General features: G+C 40.8%; 16 protein-coding genes. 5 read left to right on the forward strand and 11 right to left on the reverse strand.

From position 1 onward, the window contains the following. The 4 genes from RH40_RS01150 to RH40_RS20000 all read right to left on the reverse strand — a co-directional run bounded on the left by RH40_RS01150 (position 1) and on the right by RH40_RS20000 (position 5,893). Positions 1 to 735, reverse strand: a complete 735-nt coding sequence (locus tag RH40_RS01150; RefSeq protein ID WP_009599411.1) for an AzlC family ABC transporter permease — start codon at positions 733 to 735, stop codon at positions 1 to 3. Further along, positions 732 to 1,262: a helix-turn-helix domain-containing protein gene (locus RH40_RS01155; protein ID WP_009599412.1), complete on the reverse strand. Its 531-nt coding sequence runs from the start codon at positions 1,260 to 1,262 to the stop codon at positions 732 to 734. Before RH40_RS01155 ends, RH40_RS01150 begins: the two co-directional genes overlap by 4 nt. 94 nt (positions 1,263 to 1,356) lie before the next feature. After that, complete coding sequence (locus RH40_RS01160) at positions 1,357 to 3,849, reverse strand: dermonecrotic toxin domain-containing protein (RefSeq protein WP_039953938.1); 2,493 nt, start codon at positions 3,847 to 3,849, stop codon at positions 1,357 to 1,359. 931 nt (positions 3,850 to 4,780) lie between these two features. Beyond that, on the reverse strand, positions 4,781 to 5,893 hold the full coding sequence (locus RH40_RS20000) for a trimethyllysine dioxygenase (RefSeq protein WP_009599414.1): 1,113 nt from the start codon (positions 5,891 to 5,893) through the stop codon (positions 4,781 to 4,783). 293 nt (positions 5,894 to 6,186) lie between these two features. Here RH40_RS20000 and RH40_RS01170 point away from each other — a divergent pair, with 293 nt between their 5' ends. Continuing rightward, positions 6,187 to 7,659: an aldehyde dehydrogenase family protein gene (locus tag RH40_RS01170; RefSeq protein WP_009599415.1), complete on the forward strand. Its 1,473-nt coding sequence runs from the start codon at positions 6,187 to 6,189 to the stop codon at positions 7,657 to 7,659. Positions 7,660 to 7,718: 59 nt separating this feature from the next. Here the strand turns inward: RH40_RS01170 and RH40_RS01175 are convergent, their stop codons facing one another. The 4 genes from RH40_RS01175 to RH40_RS01190 all read right to left on the reverse strand — a co-directional run bounded on the left by RH40_RS01175 (position 7,719) and on the right by RH40_RS01190 (position 11,823). Then, on the reverse strand, positions 7,719 to 8,915 hold the full coding sequence (locus tag RH40_RS01175; protein WP_009599416.1) for a BspA family leucine-rich repeat surface protein: 1,197 nt from the start codon (positions 8,913 to 8,915) through the stop codon (positions 7,719 to 7,721). Positions 8,916 to 9,257: 342 nt separating this feature from the next. Continuing rightward, the gene (locus RH40_RS01180) at positions 9,258 to 9,809 is read right to left on the reverse strand and encodes a hypothetical protein (protein ID WP_009599417.1); all 552 of its coding nucleotides are present in this window, start codon (positions 9,807 to 9,809) and stop codon (positions 9,258 to 9,260) included. Between the two features lie 203 nt (positions 9,810 to 10,012). After that, entirely contained in the window at positions 10,013 to 11,230 is a 1,218-nt protein-coding gene (locus tag RH40_RS01185; protein WP_009599418.1) for an SGNH/GDSL hydrolase family protein, read from the reverse strand. A gap of 83 nt (positions 11,231 to 11,313) precedes the next feature. Then, on the reverse strand, positions 11,314 to 11,823 hold the full coding sequence (locus RH40_RS01190; RefSeq protein WP_009599419.1) for a GNAT family N-acetyltransferase: 510 nt from the start codon (positions 11,821 to 11,823) through the stop codon (positions 11,314 to 11,316). Positions 11,824 to 11,918: 95 nt separating this feature from the next. On the opposite strand from RH40_RS01190, the gene RH40_RS01195 reads away from it, so the two are divergent. The 3 genes from RH40_RS01195 to RH40_RS01205 all read left to right on the forward strand — a co-directional run bounded on the left by RH40_RS01195 (position 11,919) and on the right by RH40_RS01205 (position 14,449). After that, positions 11,919 to 13,217, forward strand: a complete 1,299-nt coding sequence (locus tag RH40_RS01195; protein ID WP_009599420.1) for an alpha/beta fold hydrolase — start codon at positions 11,919 to 11,921, stop codon at positions 13,215 to 13,217. A 119-nt stretch (positions 13,218 to 13,336) separates the two neighbouring features. Then, on the forward strand, positions 13,337 to 13,750 hold the full coding sequence (gene arfB, locus RH40_RS01200) for an alternative ribosome rescue aminoacyl-tRNA hydrolase ArfB (protein WP_009599421.1): 414 nt from the start codon (positions 13,337 to 13,339) through the stop codon (positions 13,748 to 13,750). A gap of 42 nt (positions 13,751 to 13,792) precedes the next feature. Further along, complete coding sequence (locus RH40_RS01205) at positions 13,793 to 14,449, forward strand: START domain-containing protein (RefSeq protein WP_009599422.1); 657 nt, start codon at positions 13,793 to 13,795, stop codon at positions 14,447 to 14,449. Here RH40_RS01205 and RH40_RS01210 read toward each other — a convergent pair. Both RH40_RS01210 and glgB read right to left on the reverse strand, forming a co-directional pair. Then, a complete protein-coding gene (locus RH40_RS01210; protein WP_009599423.1) occupies positions 14,446 to 15,102 on the reverse strand; it encodes a hypothetical protein in 657 nt (218 codons plus the stop codon). The genes RH40_RS01205 and RH40_RS01210 overlap by 4 nt on opposite strands. Positions 15,103 to 15,325: 223 nt before the next feature. Continuing rightward, positions 15,326 to 17,506 carry a 1,4-alpha-glucan branching protein GlgB gene (gene glgB / locus RH40_RS01215; RefSeq protein ID WP_439144642.1) on the reverse strand — a complete coding sequence of 727 codons (2,181 nt, stop codon included), beginning with the start codon at positions 17,504 to 17,506 and terminating at the stop codon, positions 15,326 to 15,328. A 310-nt stretch (positions 17,507 to 17,816) separates the two neighbouring features. Between glgB and RH40_RS01220 the strand changes: the two genes are divergently transcribed. Next, positions 17,817 to 18,113, forward strand: coding sequence for a hypothetical protein (locus RH40_RS01220; RefSeq protein ID WP_009599425.1), 297 nt, complete (start codon positions 17,817 to 17,819; stop codon positions 18,111 to 18,113). 272 nt (positions 18,114 to 18,385) lie between these two features. On the opposite strand, the gene RH40_RS01225 is transcribed toward RH40_RS01220, so the two are convergent. After that, positions 18,386 to 19,833: hypothetical protein (locus tag RH40_RS01225; RefSeq protein ID WP_009599426.1), on the reverse strand; the 1,448-nt coding region annotated here is incomplete at its 5' end.

Below are 19,833 nucleotides of genomic sequence, written 5' to 3' on the forward strand. Positions count from 1 at the left end.
TCAAAGCTCATTTGTACTTCTCCGAATGGTTTGTCGATTTCTAACTAGGTAATACAAACATGCTCCGATAGCCGCTCCCAGAGGAATAGAAAGATTCGTCAAGCCGTAGAGCTTAATACAAATGGCGCTGACAATGGCACCAAGTAAAGTAATCACCCATAACATAGAATTGAAACGAGGGATCAAAAGAACAAAAAACAAAGCAGGCAATGCAAAAGGTAAAACGTCTCCAAGTAGCGGCCAACGAGAAATTAACCCCTCTCCTGCGAAGGCCCCCAGCGCGGTCCCTCCGACCCAACTTAGCCAGCCAAGAATCGAGCAACCGATAAACCAGCCTAGCCTGTCTGACTCTGCTATCTGTGGCAAGCGAGCATGAGCAAGCGCGAATATCTGATCTGTCAGCCCATGCATGAGTGCAATCCACCATGGGTTTTTAGACAAATAAGGCGCCAAGTTTGGGCCATAGACCACATGTCTGGCATTAATCATTAAGGTCATAGAGACGACCAGCCAAAGTGGTGCCCCCGATGCGACCATAGCAACAAAGAGAAATTGTGATGCCCCTGCATAGATCAAGATGGAAATCATGATGGTTTCCCATATGCCAAATCCAGCTTGAAGCGAAATCAAGCCAAATGAAATAGCTACAGGAATGTACCCCCCCATTAAAGGAATGGCATCTTTTATACCGGTTAACCATGCGCGATCTTCCAAGTTCTCGACTTTCGCATTCATAAATTCGCTCCTTTACTACCATACGTGACGGTCAGAAGAAATGTGGTCCAAAACTCTCCTGTTCGATACATATGTGGCTGGTCTGAGGCAAAGCGAAACGCATCTCCGGCTTTCAAAAGTTGAGTTTTACCATGATTCCCAACTTCAATCTCACCGCTTATCACCGTAATTGACTCTACCGTTCCTTTGGAATGTGCTTCAGCATGGCGCTCAATGTCGGGTGCATAAGACATCCAGTATGCATCAACCTGAGGATCGTCTCTCCCCTGCTCAATCAATTTCGCTTGCACACCATCATGACCGATGGCTGTATTCATTGAGGCAACTAAACAGCCAAACGGGACATCAAGTTGGATCGCTAAACGCCACAGAGTATCTAAGGTAGGGTTACCACTTCCTTGTTCAATACGAGATAAATTGGATTTAGCGATACCAGCATCATGAGCGAGCTGAGAAAGGGATAACCCTTTACTCACACGGATACTCTGCAAATTGCGCCCCAAAATATCTAGGCTCGGCTTTTCCATTACAATGCACCAAAGTTGTTCTCTATATAGAACGTTCTATATAGAGAACGAACAAATGTCAATCAATTTTTGGTCTTTTTGCTTAAGATAAAAACTACTTAAGACGCACTGAGCTATCACTATGAGTGGGAGTTCGACTGGGGTACTTAACCGCATAAGTACGATCCCCAGATATAGATTTCAGAGTATCTTTACTAAATACAGTGCGGCAAGTGAGTACATCAACTTCATCAACTTTAGGAAACTTCTGACCAACTTCATTCAACAATTCGCTCAGGGTTGCCGCATTAGGTGCTCTCAATGAGCCCGCAGTTTCGGGAACTGTCACGATAATGGGTGGTTTTTTACCCTCAAGGATTAAATCTCTCAGACTGCCAACCAACGAAGATTCTTGCGATGCCAATTCAGGAAAGTGTGAAAATCGATAGTTAGCAACCTTAACGTGGTGCTCTGTACCATTTTTACGCCGAATAGTGTTACGTCGAAAATCACGCGAGTAAACACCTGTAACTTCTTGTGCCTCATCATTAAAACGATGAATGTTGCTGGCCAAAGTAGCAGGATCACCGCGATTTTTTACACCAAAAACTCGATAGCCATTCTCGTAACCATCCCAAAGCTGTGAGTGCGGATATAAGTCATCAATTTCCTTGATAAAATCTGATGTTATCGGGTTTGCTAGGGAAAAGTCATCGGGCGCCCAAAAGTTCAGTTTCATTCCTTGAGGTAAATCCATCACCTCACCGTACATTCTTTTACTCTCATTCGGACGAGTGACAAGGCTTTCATCAGCATCGAGTACGGCTAGTCGTCCGCCGTGAGCATCCAAAATAAGTCGCTCTGAATTAGAAACGGCTAAACTGCCATCATTCAAAGTGGTTAAATTAACGTAGTAGTTAAATTTTTGTGTTTCTATTTTACCAATCTTAATATCGTTCTCCAGATTTATACCCTTCAGAGAGTAAATGATATCGCCATTTAGAACGCCCGTTTCGAATTCGGATTCAGCTTGAACAATGATGCGCTCATTATCGAACATCCTCTCTTGATATAACTTCATTGAACTGAAAGGATCGAGTTCCTCCTCTCCTTTTAAGAGTTGTGCTAACTCATCCCCACCCTTATAGTAGATTGAAGTCAGTTTTACTTGGGGGAGATAGTCAATGGCTGCAGGTATGAGTTGGCTAGCTAGGAAAAAGCTATCAAATCCCGCCCCCATGGCGCCAAGATAACGATCAGCTTCAGTATCCCCCATTATTGCCCTATCTATATTCAAACTCAGATCAGCCGAGCCCAAAGCAATACCGAGGGGGATACCAACTTCAGGAGCCAAAATATCAATAATTGGAGTAAGATACATCATCGTATTTAGAATGCTGATTGCATAGTCTCTTTGCACCTCTGCATTAGAGCGAATCTGGGTATGGCCATCACTCAAAAGTCTTGTCAGTGTTGAATGAGCTCTGTGAACAAAGATGTCTCCCTCGATCACTTCGCCCCCATCTTGCAATACATAGCTCTTGTCCCACCTTTTCTGTCCGAGGCCTAGAATTGCACTATCTACTCCTGAATAACTGATACCATCTTGACGATCATAGAGACTAAAATGTCGAGAGAAGAGTACTCTGATATTTTCAGAGGCAAAGGCAGCAACGACCTGCTGCCTTAAGTGGTTTAGATCATCAAAGGGAATGAGAGGATTTGTTATTCCCGGAACATAGAGTAAACCATTGTTATTGTCACTGTATCTAGGCTGAATGATGATAATATCATCCGAATTATAACCATAAATATTGAACTCGCGGGCGATAAAGTCATTGTATCGGTTTTCCTTGACCGACTGGATTAACAAAACCTCCTCGGCTGAAAGTAAACCACGAAAGTACATTTCAATAGCATGAAAAAGAAATGCTTCACGATTAAGCTCTGATATTTGTCCAGCGTGCTGATGAAAATATTCTCTGATGGCTTGATCGTATTGGGATTGAATATCAGAGCTTTCAACAATACTCAGTAACTGACTGGGCAGTAACTGTATTTCATTAGACTCATCATAAACCTCGGCACCACGCCCTTGTATATATATACCCGAAACGCCATTGAGCTCAAACGGTAAGAAGTCAGGATCATAAAATGCGTTACTTAATGCAGCTTCAGTGAGTGTCATTGATAGTATCAATTGACTCCCGTGATGGTAGTAACCGGTAAATGTTTTCGAGCTAAATGGATGCGGCCCCTTAAACTTGTTAAAGAAAGTAAGATCAGGGTTGATATGGGGGTTTTCCATGTAAGTCAAATCTAGCTTATCAAGACCATTCTCTATCGCCTTTCGAGCAACATTTTGTGGGGTCGGCATCTTTGAAAACACGCCCGAGAACTTTTCTAAAAACTGACCTCGCCAAGTATCGGTATATTGTTCAGACAAGGCCAATATTCTCGGTTCTATCTCTAAAGGTATAACGATTTCAGTTGAACCTATTGAATCCTTCTCTTGGTATTCTGAAGCCATTGTGTGGCTGATTGTACATACAAAGCAGAAGAATATGACATATTGTCTAAACCTGTCTGTAAAAATATCGAATAACATACAAAGTCCCTTTTATAAATGATTATACCCAAGTAACCTCAAGATGTTAGGTTCAGCGAGAATGGCTTGCTTAACAGGCAAGGCAACGATTTGAAAATCTAGTCATCTAAATTGAAAATCGGTAACGAGGCATGTAAAGCAAGACAACTCGCCCTTTGGGAGCGTGCCACAGTGCCGATTTCATCGTCAAACAACTTGGTAAGAGTTCACTATTACGCTGCGTTATTTTCCTTGAATTCAACACGGTGGCATCGCTCTGAATCCTGCATTTTGAAGTCACTTGGGTATATCTATTTCCATAAATAAAAAACAGGAATATATAATATTTTATAGTGACAAATGATTGTAAATAATAAAATTAATTTAAAACATTAAAAATAACTCTATAAAACATTTAAATATCGTATTTTATTTATAATGTTAGAATTTAAAAATTAATATAAAAATAATTTCATTTTACTTTGTATCCGTATGATAACTTATTCAACATTATCTATATTTAGGTATAGTGACACTATCATTTTATTGAGTGATTTTAATTTAGGCCCAGATTTCACTGAATAATCAGATCCTGTATATCCCCACCAATCCCAGCAGAAAAAAGGATTCGCTTCCGTTTATTTTACCTGGGGATACAGAACAATAATATTATTCGTATCAGCCCATAAATTAAGCTCATTATTTGATGAAAATATCGCTGAGATCTTATCCCTACTTTGATTAAAACCGTGAAAAGCAACATGCACTTTGCAGCCAAGATTAAATCGGAAATAAATAAAAATTGCTATGCTCTTAACGAAAATAAAAGATGTAAATAAATGTAATCACAGCCGGGAAATTAATATTTAATGAGCTGAGTATGATAAATTCTATTAACACTCAGCTCAATCAATATAAGAAGTTAGTACATTAGTACTGTACAATTAGAACTTTAATCATTAGGGTTATTTAAACGAAGTGTGCTTTCAAAGTCCTCTCGGTTGATATAACAACCTGCAAGCTTTCGTTTCCCTTTAAATGCTTCTCGACCGTGTAATACACGCCAGTTATCAAAAATAATCATTTCACCGGGCTTCAACGTGTACTTCCACTGATATTGCTCTTTTTCTGCCAGTGCTTCAAAATAAGCCAACGCTTCATAAACACCATAAAGATCGTGTTGGCCAAGTCCCAGTGGTAGCCTATCATAATGGTTAAAACTTACTTGCTCTAACATACCATGACGGTCGTTACGCAGAACTGTCCTTTCTGAACATAAGCTTACTCCATCACCAACATAGCTGCCACTGATTGGAGCTTGCTCAAGCAACGCATACAAATCAGGTTGAGTTCGCTTTATCTCTTGAGCGATCTTGAAGCCATCAACCATAGTCGAGGCGCCGCCGATTGCTTCATATTCACAACATAGCAGCATCTGTAAGCCGGGTGCATCGTGACTATAAGTACTATCTGTATGGGCTCCCAATGCAAGATCTGTATAAGCAGAGTCATCTCTATCATTGCTGGCACTAAACTCCCAAATCCCACCAAATATTGTTTGTCTTGCATAAGAAAACCGTTTAGATAGTGTCTCTATCGTACCAATGTCGGGAGGGCAATCGCGAAGTAAAACAAAGCCATATTCAACAAGTGACTTAAGAATATTGGCAAATTGTTCCTCAGTAAAAATGTCTTCATGACGAAACTTAAAGTCTGATGTTGATTCTAAATCAGCCACTTGCCACAAACATCGCTTAGGTGTAGTCACAGGTCGATCTTTCTCATTCATCGCTTTAACTAAAAACTGGGTTAAATACGTTGAGGGAACATGCGAATCTTTCCAGTACACTTTTATCCGTTCGCCATCTTCACAACATATTTTTTCCGGTACCGCGTTATAAAAAATATCATTGGCTGTTGAGATATGCTGGCTCGTGGTCCGATCCCAATGTTCATCTGAGTTGGAATGATCTCTAAGCCAAAGGTATGGGAAGCTGGCGACTTGACCATCACTAAATGAAACACGTAACGACTGCTCCTCTTCCTCTATACTTGCAATTTCCATATTCGAGACCCTAATTTTTACCTGTGAATGAATTGCTGCATTTCAGCATAAGTTGCGAAATTATTCGTAGGTGAGAATCGAATCTAGAGAAAATAATTGTATTTATTTTTTATCACTAAAGCCTAGATCACAATGTCACTCATATAAATCAAAAATATAATTAAAACATAGAATTAAATATCATTTACTCATCAATGCTCTATCTCTAAGAATTGACATTTACACCTTTTACTGACCTAAATTTGGCTTAGGATACGAGGTTCCCGATAAATCACAATAACGGTTATTCCGCAATGAAAGCGTTAATAGAGGCACTAAACCTTCCCGAAGATAACAAGCTATTCATAGATGGGGCTTGGGTACAATCAAACTCACCACACAGATACTCTGTCATTGATCCCGGCACGAGCATTCCATTAATGAGTAATGCCATTGCATGTGCTGATGATATCGAAAAAGCAGTTCATTCATCCACACAAGGCCAACAAAACTGGCAAGAGTTGACACCAAGTGAACGAGCGCTTTGCCTGTTTGATTTAGCGCGGGCTTTGGAAGAATGTCTGCAAGAATTTGCCACAGTTGAAGCGATTGATACTGGAAAGCCATACTCGGAAGCTCAGGGGGATATCCAAGTATGTATAGATTTCTTACGCTTCTACGCAGGCCTCTGTGACAAAATCCATGGTGAAACTATCCCCATTGACCCAACACAAATGAGTTTTACCATCAAAGAGCCTGTGGGAGTCACTTTGCATATCATTCCTTGGAATTTCCCGTTATTTACGTGTATTCGCGGGATTGCCCCTGCGCTTGCAGCAGGATGCAGTGTAATCATCAAACCTTCTGAGCATGCCCCCGCTTCAATCTTAAAATTTGCTCAACTCACTGCAGAAATAAACTTCCCTTCAGGTGTCATTAATGTCATCACGGGTTTTGGCCTGCCCACCGGTGAACTTCTTTGCCAGCACCCAGCAATTAAACATATTACCTTCACTGGCTCCAAGAAAACTGGTACACAAGTACTCAAGTGCGCGGCCAATAACATGACAACATGCACGATGGAGCTCGGTGGTAAATCACCCGCGATTGTTTTTGGTGATGCTGATATTGACAGCGCTGTTGAAGATGTTTTCGTAGCATCTTTTTTGAACTCTGGACAAGTCTGCTCGTGCGCTTCAAGAATCATTCTCGATAGGTCGATTAAAAACGTATTTAGTGAAAAGCTCACAAGTAAAGTTGCCAATAGCGATATGGGTCATGGAATGACTGATCGTCAGTTTGCCGCGATTAATAACCAAACTCAGCTAGATAAAATCGAAACTTTTGTGAATCAGGCAATACAAGAAGGTGCAGAAATTTTGATCGGTGGTAAACGTCATATCGACCCTGAACACCCAAACGGATTGTATTTTTTACCAACCATTATCGACAACCTCCCCCCCGACTCTGCCTTATTGACTCAAGAGATATTTGGTCCAGTCATCTGCCTGCAAACCTTTGAGGACGAGGAGCAAGCTGTATGTCTCGCTAACAATAGCGAATTTGGGCTTCAAGCCGGGATCTATACGCGAGATGTTACTCGAGCCTTAAGAATTAGTAAGAAAATCGATGCTGGGCAAGTCAATATTAATCAATATTATACCAGTGAGGTATACATTCCTTTCGGCGGGAATAAAAGTTCTGGCTTTGGCCGAGAATGTGGTGCTGGTGCTGTTGAGAATTATCTAAAAATCAAAGCTACGTCTATAAACCTAAATATCGAATAACGCCCGGAAGGCTTCGTCTCTTTGTTAAATAAGTGAAGCCTTCACCGCTAACCATCTAGTCAATCAACCTCAATAAATACGGGTAACTGTGAGTCACCCAACCGACTTTCTCGAGCAAAGTTTTTGTACTTGGTTACTTTATCGACATTCCAAACGTTTAGATTTTGATCAAACGCCGTTGAGCGCTCAAACATACCCTCCATCTCAACCACATTCGAAGTATCCCAATGAGCTAGGGGACGATTAAAAGCATGATTGCGCGTAAACATAAAACTCATATCCTTAACCTTAGAAGTATTCCAGTCTTGAATATCATGGTCAAAGGCATTGGCATCACTGAATGTTGAGCGCATAACAGTGACATTGTGTGTATCCCATTGACCAATAGCTTGGTTAAATACAGATGCACCTGAGAACATGTAAGCAATATTTTTGACATTAGAAGTGTCCCAACGGCTAATGTCTTGATTAAACTGATCTGCTCCGAAAAACATTGCATCCATGTACCACACCTTACCAGTATTCCAATCACCAATGTACTGATTAAAGGAATCGGCATCTTGGAACATCCTATCCGTACGCAACACATTCGATATATTCCAACCGCCTATCGACTGATTAAACTGCTTTGCTCCCCTGAACATTGAATGCATCGCAAAAACATTGCTCGTATCCCAACCACTGATATCTTGGTTAAATTGTTCAGCGTACGAAAACATCGCATTCATATTGACGACAGATGACGTATCCCAGCGGTCTAATGGCTGATTAAATGAACTTGCCGAGTAAAACATTTTACTCATGTTATAAACATAAGAAGTGTCCCACTCATTAATATCCTGATTAAAATCTTTTGCTAAGGTAAACATGCCACTCATGTCATCAACTTTTGAAGTATCCCACTGGCCAATATCATGATTGAAAACACGAGCGTTATAGAACATTCCCTGCATATTTTTAACATTTGAGGTGTCCCAATCAGAAATATCACGATTGAACTGAGTTCTATTACGAAATAAATAACTCATATCGGTGACGTGACTGGTACAAAAAGACAACCTACCTTGTTCTAGTTCAGTTAACAATTCCTCTTCTCTAATAGATTCATTATTGACAACTAGGTAAGTAAAACCATTTCGTTCAAGTCGCTCTCCAGTTTCATTTTGACTACATTGCACACTCATATTATTTGCATAAACCGAGCTAATAAAGGGTAAAAAAATAAGATTAACTGATAGGAACTTCATTTTATTCATAATCACTCTTCCTGAGGTAGCCATATATTCCATTCATAATTGAATAAACACAAAATAACATTAAGACTCTAAGGTATATACCCAAGTAACCTCAAGATGCTAGGTTCAGCGAGAATGGATTGCTTTACAGGCAAGGCAACGATTTGAAAATCTAGTCATCTAAATTGAAAATCGGTAACGACGCATGTAAGCAAGACAACTCGCCCTTTGGGAGCGTGCCACAGTGCCGATTTCATCGTCAAATAACTTGGCAAGAGCCCACTATTCCGCTGCGTTATTTTCCTTAAACTCAACACTGTGGCATCGCTCTGAATCCTGCATTTTGAAGTCACTTGGGTATATCTATCCTGTAACAGAGATTTCCTCTTGACAGAAATAAACTTCTTCCCCCTGATTATCTGTTAAATATCCATTGGGGCTCACTCTATTAATCATGTCCTGAAGCAAGACACCATTAGCTTTTGAACCAGGGTAATTAACGGGCCTTTCTATAATATTTTTTCCCGACCAATCGTCATAAAAGTACAGCAGTTCTGAACGAAGCCAACATTGAGCATTGATCGCTCTATATGCTGTAAACCAAACACTCTCATTTGCTTCATCATTGTAATCTGCATTTAAGGCAATATCAGTATGAACAAGGACTCCCATACGCTCATTCATACCAAACCACGAACGTGTTGAGGTGAGATCATACCCAACAAAAATCGTCTGATAAGTAATTACTCTATCCAATAAAGCTTTCACCTTATTATTGTCCTCGTGTAAAGCACGAAGACAAATTCCCTCAGGGTTTAATCCGCACCAAGCCTCTGTACCTTGAGAACTATTGATGGACAATAATATAAGAAAACAAACCACAAAAAACTTATTTATATATAAATTAACATTCATGACACTTTAAAAATTAATAAATTTTGTAAATATTAAATCATATATATCTATTATTTCTGTGACACGCTGTAGGGAATAGTGGTAGATTTCTATGGAAAGTTATCAAATTGAGTAACGGAATCTACTATTCGAAATTAATATTTTATTTAAGTTAAAATGATGATACCCAAATAACGTCAAAATACTTGGGCATTCCCAAATAACTAGAAAGAGTGATTCGATTCTAGTTCACCACTTGCTAGAATTTCTTCAGCGACATATTGGTGAACAGCGGTTGTTGGGTGTAAACTGTCCCAAAAGACGAATTTATCTGAGCCAATACGAACACATTCTTCTCGTAAGGAGTGCCAATAAAAATATTCACTTAAAGAAAAACTACTTAAGCTCAGACAAGATTCGGTAGCATTATCAAAGCCATACGGAGTAGGATTTGATATCACTCGCTCAAACAACTCATAGGTATCAAATAAAGTCATGTTGTATCCTAACCCAGTATAGTAGTTGACTTGTTCTTGAATAAACGTATTCATATCGAGAATTTTGCTACGGATGAACTCAACTTCTGCATGACTAGAGTATTGAAATTTAGGTGCATTGGTTACATCAGGTAAGGTAATCAAAAGAAAGTTTTTCGCGCCCGAGTTAATAAGACTTACCAAGGCTTCGGCAAAATCATCCTTGACATTAGCAGCACTACGACCAAATTGCATGAAATCATTTAAGCCAAACTCAAGAGTAAAGAGGGTATTAGAAGGATTATAGTTTTCTGTTTCGTCCATATATTGCAAGTACGATTTAATCTGATCATTGATGCCACTAAGCAAAAAGAACTGACTTTGACCACCTGAACCTCCAACAGCCCAGTTATAGACAGGCAAATTTTTTGCTCTAGCTAAATACTCTGTCCACACAAAGCCATTTGAAAAATGTCCCAAAAACCAGCTAGATCGATCAGGAAAACGAAATTGTGAAGCTCCAAAAACATTGCCCGTATCCGATAAGCTGTCACCGAATGATACTATCTTGTTAATTTTCTCAGACTCTACCGCTGAGTCATTACTCCATATCGTATTATTGAGTGACCAAGGAAAGCTTGCAGCGAAGTAAGTGACGTCAGCATTCGAGTTCGCTATACCAAGAGTTGTTGAGCATTGATCACGTATTTCCTGCTGAGTGGTGTCGGTGTAAAACATATTACCCCACCAATATCCCTCAATAGTGAAATAACGGCCGTCAGGAATCCTTGCCCATTCATAATCAGTGGCTGCACTATCACGTGAATAATCGGTTCGATACCAACAACGAACATTGGTGATGGTTTGTAAATGTTCTGTTTCGTTGACGATAGTTTCTGTCTCAGCAAACACTGGATTGCATAACAGCAACGCAGATAGAGCCACTAATGACGCTGTCTTATTCATATCTTACTCTCTAAGTTTATGATTTATCGACAACAAATATATAACAAATAAGCAACAATTAGCACATCTATAATTGTGACAGTTCAGGCTATTTTTGTGTTAGAAATACTGATTTTATACTCAAGAAATTCCTCGCCAGACTTTATTCTTTCAAACCCAAGCTTAGCTAAAACTCGGCAACTGCCCGTATTCCAGTGATGAACACCCGCCCATACGGTACCTTGATACCCTGACTCCGATAAATACACCAAAGCATCACGACACATCTCTGTTGCATACCCTCTGCCCCAAAACTCTGGATTTATCCAATACGCCAGTGTTAAACCATTAACTCGTTTCTGAATCGTAACTTGACCAATTATGGATTGGTTCGCTTTGTCCACACAACTCCAAACAAAAGTCTCACCGGATTGCCAATCTGAGACTCGCTCTTTGCACCAGTGATGAGCTTGTTCTAGTGTTCTTATTTGAGCGAGCACAAGTGGCTTAGGAAAGAGTGGGTGACTCACTGCCTCAAAAAGCTCACTTGCGTGTTCCTGATGTATCGGAACAAAACAAAAACGCTTACTATCGAATGCCTTAGTATAGATCATAGTTCTCCCTCATCGCCTCATTTCCTAAGAACCCAATTGGTATATCATCGAGAAAACGTTACCATACACATACCATATCAAGGAGAGATATTTACATGAATCACTACTGCGAGTTTGTGGATGACGGCATAAAATACCAACCCCACGTTTTTCAGCTTCCTCTCGATTATGACGATTGTTCTAAGGGGAGCATTGAGGTATTTGCACGGTCCTTAACTTCAACGTCAGAGAATGCGAGTGACAAACCTTGGTTAGTCTATTTTCAAGGTGGGCCCGGTTTTCCCTCCCCACGACAAAACGGCCATCAAGGCTGGGTAAAACGAGCATTAAAAGATTACCGAGTTTTACTCCTAGATCAGAGAGGAACGGGAAACAGTTCCGCTATAACTCATCAAACTATCGCCCATTTATCTCCACAGGCTCAAGCTGAATATTTAAGTCATTTTCGCGCTGACAATATAGTTCGAGATGCAGAACAAATTCGGCAACAATTTGCGGTCGAGAAATGGGCAATTTTAGGTCAAAGTTTCGGTGGCTTTTGCTCTTTAACTTACCTTTCACTATTCCCTGATAGCCTGCTGCGCAGTTATATTACAGGCGGTGTGCCTCCAGTTACCGGACACCCAGATGTCGTCTATCAGGCTACGTTTAAACGTGTTGTTGAAAAGAACCATGCTTTTTTTAAGCAATTTCCGAAAGCACAGTCGTTGTGCCAAAGTGTTGCTAACCACCTGCTTGAAACCGAAGAATACCTACCCAACGGACAGCGCTTGACCGTTGAGCAATTTCAGCAGCTTGGGATAAATTTTGGTATCAGTAATAGCTTCTTACCCACCTATTACGCTTTAGAGAATGCCTTTATTGATGTCAATGGTACACATCGGCTGCGCTACGAGTTTCTCAATCGTATCATGATGGAACAAAGCTTTCATACTCACCCTATTTATGCCATTTTACACGAGTCTATCTATTGCCAAGGGCAGGCTTCAGATTGGAGCGCACAGCGCATACAAGAGACGTTACCTCAGTTTCAATATCAGCCGAACCAAACATTTTACTTTACTGGAGAGATGGTTTTTCCATGGATGTTTACCCAATACACCAACCTTGTGCCGCTCAAGCAAGCGGCTGAGCTTCTCGCACAAAAGCAAGACTGGGGGCCACTTTATGATATTGAAAGGCTTCAGGCTAATAAAGTACCTGTCAGTTGCGCTGTTTATGCAGACGATATGTTTGTCGACATGGACTTGAGTCGTCAAACTTTGGCCAATATTCCAAACTCCGCAGCTTGGATAACCAATGAATACGAGCACAATGGCCTCAGAGTAGACGGTGAGCATATCTTAGATAAGTTGATATCAATGGGCAATCAATTAGCCGCAACCATAGATTAATTTGCTCCCTCATCCCAAAAGCAAGCATTGTTTTTGGTTGGGGGCTCTTTTCCTACTGTCAATTTGATATCGAGTACAATTAAGGTATCCTAGCGCTGAAATAACAACACCAAAAAATAATGCTTAAAATCTCGAACAGTGTCACGCTACAATCTTGGGAAATTCAACTCTCCGCGATTCGCTCGCAAGGTGCGGGCGGCCAGAACGTGAATAAGGTATCCTCTGCCATACACCTGCAGTTTGATATTCCCAACTCAAGCCTGCCTGCAGTATACAAAGAGAAACTAATGGCGTTAAACGACGGTCGAATTTCCAAGCAGGGCGTTATTACGATTAAAGCGCAGCGTTTTCGAACTCAAGAACAAAATAAAGACGATGCACTCAATCGTCTACTCGAACTCATTCAATCAGCAATGATCGTAATCAAAAAACGTCGCGAAACTAAGCCAACCAGAGCTTCGAAAGAGAGACGTCTAAAAAGTAAAACGATAAAAGGCCAAACAAAAACCTTACGCAAAAAAATCTCGTACTAGAGGCAGCTAACCTCATCAAATCTAGAATAAAGGGATGTATTTATGTTCAACCTTGCACGGCATGTGTTTCGTATTTTGTGTTTTTATCCACTATTAATCCATACAGGGAACGCTTACGCACAAGATAGTTTAGATTGGATACTCGAGAGTGACAGTGACGATATTTTGATACATTCTCGTCCTCACAAAGAGGGGTTGGTCGAGATCCGGGCTCGTACCATTATCGCTACCAGTTATGGTGCTTTTATGTTGTTACTTGAAGACACCGACAATGTACCAAACTGGATAGATAATGTTGAACACAGTCGGGTGTTGGAAAAGCTTTCCCAACGCGAGAACATTGTTTACACGCAATTCTCAGCGCCGTGGCCAGCCAGTAACCGAGATATGGTCACTTATTCTTCATACCGTAAGGATGAGATGGGCTTTACACTCACCATCAAAGATGCCAAACAAGACATGATGCCTGAGCAACGAGGGTATATTCGAATTCATAGCGTCAGTGCAAGTTGGTCGCTACGAAAACTCACCAATGGTAAGACATTAATCGAGTATACCGCTTTTGCTAACCCCGGAGGGGCACTACCCAACTGGCTGATTAACCGACTTGCCAAACAAAGCGCAAAAAAGACATTTTTAAAGCTAAGACAACAATTGCCAAAATACCAAGACCTTTCGCATCCAAGCTTAAAAGATTAGAAGCTGAATGTAGGAGTGCTGATACCAAAGTACTTGAGCTCATCTTCTGATAGGAAATGCATCTCATCAGATGTTGCTGAGTACATAGTAAACCAATAAAATTCTTCAGCTTTCTCTAAACCTATCTGCTTATACATGTCGATATAAGACTGGTGTACTGCACTTTCTGTAGGCACCTCTGCGCCCTCAATAACGCGACCCTGGCCATCTTCCTCTGCCCATGAATGAACACCAACTTGCGCACCGTTCTCGACTTTGCGTTCAACGCCGGAGAGAAATAAATCTGTACCGCCAGAAGTAACAGTGCTTGAACTTTCTAATAGAGTACTGATGCCCAAGTCATGAATTTTGCTCATCAATAGTGCATTGGTTTTATCATCCAACGAGCCTGGTACATCTTGCAAACGTAATAATTTTATATCTGGATAAAACTCAGTCATGGATTGAAACGCCTGATACGATCCAGAGCAAATCTCACCATTAACTCTTGCCTGTGAGGCATTCTTATCAACCACGAACGTCAATGGCATCACATTTTGTTCTCTCGCTTCCTCACAATCTGATTGAAAGACATAAGGTGCTTGGTACTCTGCGCCCGTCTGGCAACCAACCATAGCAAGTGTGGGCATGATGACAGAAAATAAACGTTTCAAACTAACTCCAAAACTATCGGTACTGACGATCAACCCTAGTCACGTTTTACTACTCGGGAATAATTGATCTCTAAACGAATTATTTTATCTATTAATTCAGGCAATCATTGTTATATTTCTGTCATCATTTTTATCAGGCTATTATGCACAAATGACACCAAAGTTAGGATTCAGAGCGACACCAAAGTGTTGAGCTCAAGGAAAATAACGCAGTTGAATAGTTTTAAATCAAGCGGTAATACAGACAGCTCAATGGCGGTATAGATACGGTGACCGAATGATTGAAATGCTCACCACTCACATAGGTAGACTCTACGGATTCTGATACCAAGCCTTGATCACCGTGATAACATGCTGCGTCGGTATTCAGGAGCAATTGGTAAACACCTTCATACGCGACGCCTATCTGAGACTCAGAATAATAATGCATCGAAAAATTACAAATAACCAAGACGTAATCATCCCCAGAACTTTGCCTTGAGTAGGCCAATATCAGTTCGTGTCTATCTTCATTGGCTAGCCACTGGAAACCACTTGGATCACAATCCAACTCATGCAGCGCGGCCTGAGAACGATAAAGCTTGTTAAGATCACTAACTAAAATATCTAGGCCTTGATGAGCTTCACTGTTACATAATTGCCAAGGCATCGCCTTGGAAGGACACCATTCGTCGTTTTGACCAAATTCACAACCCATAAAATGCATTTTTTTGGTTGGTAAACCATAAACATAACCAAAGTAAACTCGGTAATTGGCAAGTTTGTCTTTGCCTTCACCTGCCATCTGATTGAGTAGTGAGCCTCTACCATACGCTATTTCATCATGGCATATAGGATAGATGCTGTGTTCACCAATAAGCGATGTCAGAGGTTCAATCATATCGATTAGGCTTTCTTCTCGTTCAGTGCACAGCGCTGCCATAAAGTGAAGTGAGCTACGAACCCAATCGACTTGCCAGTGAAAATTAAATCCAAGCCCACCCATAAAAGTGGGCTCGGAAACACCTTGCAACATACGGATATCCTCAGCAATAGTGATAGCACGCGGATAACATTTATGAACTTCTTCATTGAGCCATTTTAATAATGCCGAAGCATCATAATTTCGATTCCCACCATCAATGTTGTGTTGCCACTGTTCGTGGCTGCGCGAATCATCCAAACATAACATCGAGGCGACACCGTCCACTCTTAAACCATCGACATGGAATTGTTCTAACCAAAATAGTGCATTAGCAACCAAATATCGTCGTATATGTTCACGACTGTAGTCGAAAAAATAAAGGTGGCAATCTTGGTCTTGACCAATTCTTGGGTCTGGATGATGGTAGAGTGTCGTACCATCGAACTCGACCAGACCCTGCTCATGAGGCGTAAAATGTCCTGCAACCCAAGCCAAAATCACACCAATATTGGCCTGATGGCAACAATCAATGAAATGCTTGAATTCATCAGGTGAGCCATAACGGCTGGTTGGAGCAAAAAAACTCACGGGACACTGCCCTACACCTGTGTCATCAACCCATTCCGCCAGAGGCATAATTTCAATATGGGTATAACCCATTTCGGCCACATACGGTGCTAAGGTATCAGCAAGATGACGATATACGCTTATGCTTTCGTCTTGTGTTGGCATCCATGAGCCCAAATGTACCTCGTAGACAGAAATCGCTTGTTTACAGATAGGCTCAATCTCTCTTGTCTGCCAAGCTTCGTCCTGCCACTGATAGCCACTATGATCAAAAGTCACAGAAAGAAAATGAGGACTCAAACTCGCATGAAAGCTCCATGGATCTACTTTAAAAGGAAGGCGCTCACCACGTGGACCTTTTAGCTGAAATCCATATTTTTCTCCTGCGCTAATATTGGGTAAAAATAGACCCCATATGCCATAATCCAAGCGCTGCATGGGTAAACTGAGGTCATCCCATTGATTAAACTCACCCACGAGACTGCACGCAGAAGCATGAGGTGCTGACACCAGAAAGCGCACACCCGAAATACACTCATCACCACGCGTCAGCGTCATGGGTTGTGCACCCATATGTCGATACATCTCTTTGGGATCATGCAACTCATCGTATTCGGCATAGATATTGTGGAACTGGTAGGGATCATCAAGTATCTGCTCACTGCCAGAAAAATCCGCGGCCAAACGGTAGTACTGCTCATTAAGTGGAGCGTATTGCTTGAGAATAAAACCAGAATAAGACTCGTGCTCTAACTCCACCCTTTCTTGTTCGACTAATAAGTAAACCGACTCTGCCCCAGGAACCCAAACTCTGAGTATGCCCTGATCTTTATCAATAGCAGGACCAAGAAAGGAAAAGGGATCTGAAAAACTCCCAGTAGAGAGTTGCTGATAAGCTCTCACGTCTTTGTCTTGTTTTGTCACTATTATCAACCCTCCAACGCACTTAAATCTTAGCCCTAAAAATTCAACCAGACTTTTTAAGCTTATTAGATGAAATATCACTTGTGACAGGAATGAGAGAAAAAAATTTTTTAAGCGTAAATATCAATAAAAACGGCCTATTACTCAGTCCATTAAATACACTTTAGACAGTAAAAATATCTAGCCCCACAGCATAATTTAAAAACCAAGCAAATAATATGTGATCATATGCATATAAGCACAGTTTAGTGATTGTTGACATTGGATAACTTTTGCCTAATACACGCTTTGCAGCTCACTTTAACAAGGCACTGAACTAATGAAAAAAACCTTAGCTTTATTGATAACACTGACGCTTCCTAGCTTCTCTTTTGCACAAGAAACACTGAGAGGGCAAGTCATAGCCATCGCCTCCATGGGAGGCTCAACCTCAGTACAATTATCGAGTCACAGGGTTCATATTACGCAACAAACACCCAATAATGTCAGAGACATACTGTTGAGCCCAGAATTGGTAGGCAAACAAATTACCATTATCAGTGAAGACTTGACTGACGAGCAATCCGGAGCGACAAAAAAAGTTGTTATCGGAACTGTCATACAAGCTACACGATGAGAAATAGAAACAGAACGACATAAAAGGTAATTACAGCTGAAGTTGGCTATCCAAAACAAACAACTTTGCTCAAGGAAGTCGTCAAATAAGGAAGCCTAGGTAAAATGGTCTCCTTGATTTTGACCTGCCACTCAATGGTGCAATAGATAAAAGTCTACCCACCAAAAGGAAATAAAAAAGGCACTAAACCTAGATTTGGTGCCTGTCAATTTATTTTACGTCAATTGCCTAAATAGCAAGACCACTAATTTTCAACATAAAATGATCATAGTTCAATACTTTCTTTTAATTTTACTTCCATTTATTAACTCGTAACAGTTATATTCGTTGTCAACAAATTTTAGTTCAGCTTTTCCAGCACATGCTGGATAGGTACGTACATAATTGAAAGACGCGGTGTGTCCATTTTTACTTAGAGTCTTAGAGTCCTCGTTTTGAACATAAGTCTTGCCTTCATGTACAATTGTTTTCCGGCTGTTGCTGTCCACAGTCTTAAGCTCATCGTTAAAACGAATGACATTGGTCTCGAATAGTTCGTTAACTACAGCAATTGCTACCTCACCCGTCGTACACTGGTTTTTCCAGATATTTTGCTGTTCACATTTGGGATCAGATTTCTTATAATGGGGTACATAAATAGTTCCTTCTCTAACCATATACTTTGCATGATCTAGCATCGCCGCAGTCGCTTCTTCCGTGCGTTCAAGACTCTCTTCTAACGCTTTATCTACAGAAGGCTTAATATTACGGCCAAGTTTAAGGGCCCTATAGGATTTATATGCATCCTTGACATAAGTCTGCCATTCTGTGTACTTCTCTTCCCATCTCATTCGCTCTTCTTTAGGGACGTTAAAAGATACCAAGATCAGTGCCTGATCATAGAAAGATGCCGACGCTTTCTGTATGGCGTTGTTGAAAAGAATCAAAGTGTCATCCCCACCAGCATTAATCTCGTAGAAATCTTCTCTTCGGTTTTCTATTAGTTCATGAAGTTCATATTTTTCATCTATAAAAATATGCTCCATGTAATACTTCACTTCCGCTTTTAGACTCTCAAATGTAGCATCAAATAAACGTACAATTTCAAGAGTATTAACTGAATTTGGATCACGACGTTTAGTGGCTTCCAAATCCTCAGCCTTAGCCATTATTCTTTTGTGTTCGAGAAGTTTTGTCTTGAGGCGATACATGGCTGTGTCGAGATAACGATAACCTATCTTATTGCGAGTTTCGAGATCATTCTCGTTCTGATCGTAATGTTTCCATCTCTCCCAAAGCATTGTTAGCGCTCGTTCCACAGCCTCATTGTCTTGACTTGTAAATTTGATTTGAGCTTCTTGAAGAGGTCCGCGCGCTTGCGACCCAACGGAATAGTAATCAGCCAGATTGCTAAAGACTCCTGACTCACCGTACAAAGCATCCAGAGGGGCATATAGGGGGTTATGAGGTTTTTTCTTGGCACATTTTATTTTCGGCCCAAATCTCGTTGGTTTGAAACCACTATCACAAGCTGGCAATCCAGTATCAGCACACGTTGTCGCAGTGCCTAATTCACAGCTAATTTCTTCTGCAATGTAGTAACATTTATCTGTTGTAAACATCTTTGACAAAAAGTACCCTTGGTTTTTCTCGGGACACCTCCTCGAATAATCATCTGTCTTAAAGCTATCCAAAGCATACGCCTGAGAGCTAAAACTAATAGCGGCACCAAGCAAGGTAA

The organism is Vibrio caribbeanicus ATCC BAA-2122, from assembly GCF_000165125.1.
Classification (GTDB): Bacteria; Pseudomonadota; Gammaproteobacteria; order Enterobacterales; family Vibrionaceae; genus Vibrio; species Vibrio caribbeanicus.

What these genes read in the sequence shown, in the direction of transcription:
- RH40_RS01150 (WP_009599411.1), bottom strand. Translation starts at nt 735, where the DNA reads ATGAATGCGAAAGTCGAGAACTTGGAAGATCGCGCATGGTTAACCGGT.
- RH40_RS01155 (WP_009599412.1), bottom strand. Translation starts at nt 1,262, where the DNA reads ATGGAAAAGCCGAGCCTAGATATTTTGGGGCGCAATTTGCAGAGTATC.
- RH40_RS01160 (WP_039953938.1), bottom strand. Translation starts at nt 3,849, where the DNA reads ATGTTATTCGATATTTTTACAGACAGGTTTAGACAATATGTCATATTC.
- RH40_RS20000 (WP_009599414.1), bottom strand. Translation starts at nt 5,893, where the DNA reads ATGGAAATTGCAAGTATAGAGGAAGAGGAGCAGTCGTTACGTGTTTCA.
- RH40_RS01170 (WP_009599415.1), top strand. Translation starts at nt 6,187, where the DNA reads ATGAAAGCGTTAATAGAGGCACTAAACCTTCCCGAAGATAACAAGCTA.
- RH40_RS01175 (WP_009599416.1), bottom strand. Translation starts at nt 8,915, where the DNA reads ATGAATAAAATGAAGTTCCTATCAGTTAATCTTATTTTTTTACCCTTT.
- RH40_RS01180 (WP_009599417.1), bottom strand. Translation starts at nt 9,809, where the DNA reads ATGAATGTTAATTTATATATAAATAAGTTTTTTGTGGTTTGTTTTCTT.
- RH40_RS01185 (WP_009599418.1), bottom strand. Translation starts at nt 11,230, where the DNA reads ATGAATAAGACAGCGTCATTAGTGGCTCTATCTGCGTTGCTGTTATGC.
- RH40_RS01190 (WP_009599419.1), bottom strand. Translation starts at nt 11,823, where the DNA reads ATGATCTATACTAAGGCATTCGATAGTAAGCGTTTTTGTTTTGTTCCG.
- RH40_RS01195 (WP_009599420.1), top strand. Translation starts at nt 11,919, where the DNA reads ATGAATCACTACTGCGAGTTTGTGGATGACGGCATAAAATACCAACCC.
- arfB (WP_009599421.1), top strand. Translation starts at nt 13,337, where the DNA reads ATGCTTAAAATCTCGAACAGTGTCACGCTACAATCTTGGGAAATTCAA.
- RH40_RS01205 (WP_009599422.1), top strand. Translation starts at nt 13,793, where the DNA reads ATGTTCAACCTTGCACGGCATGTGTTTCGTATTTTGTGTTTTTATCCA.
- RH40_RS01220 (WP_009599425.1), top strand. Translation starts at nt 17,817, where the DNA reads ATGAAAAAAACCTTAGCTTTATTGATAACACTGACGCTTCCTAGCTTC.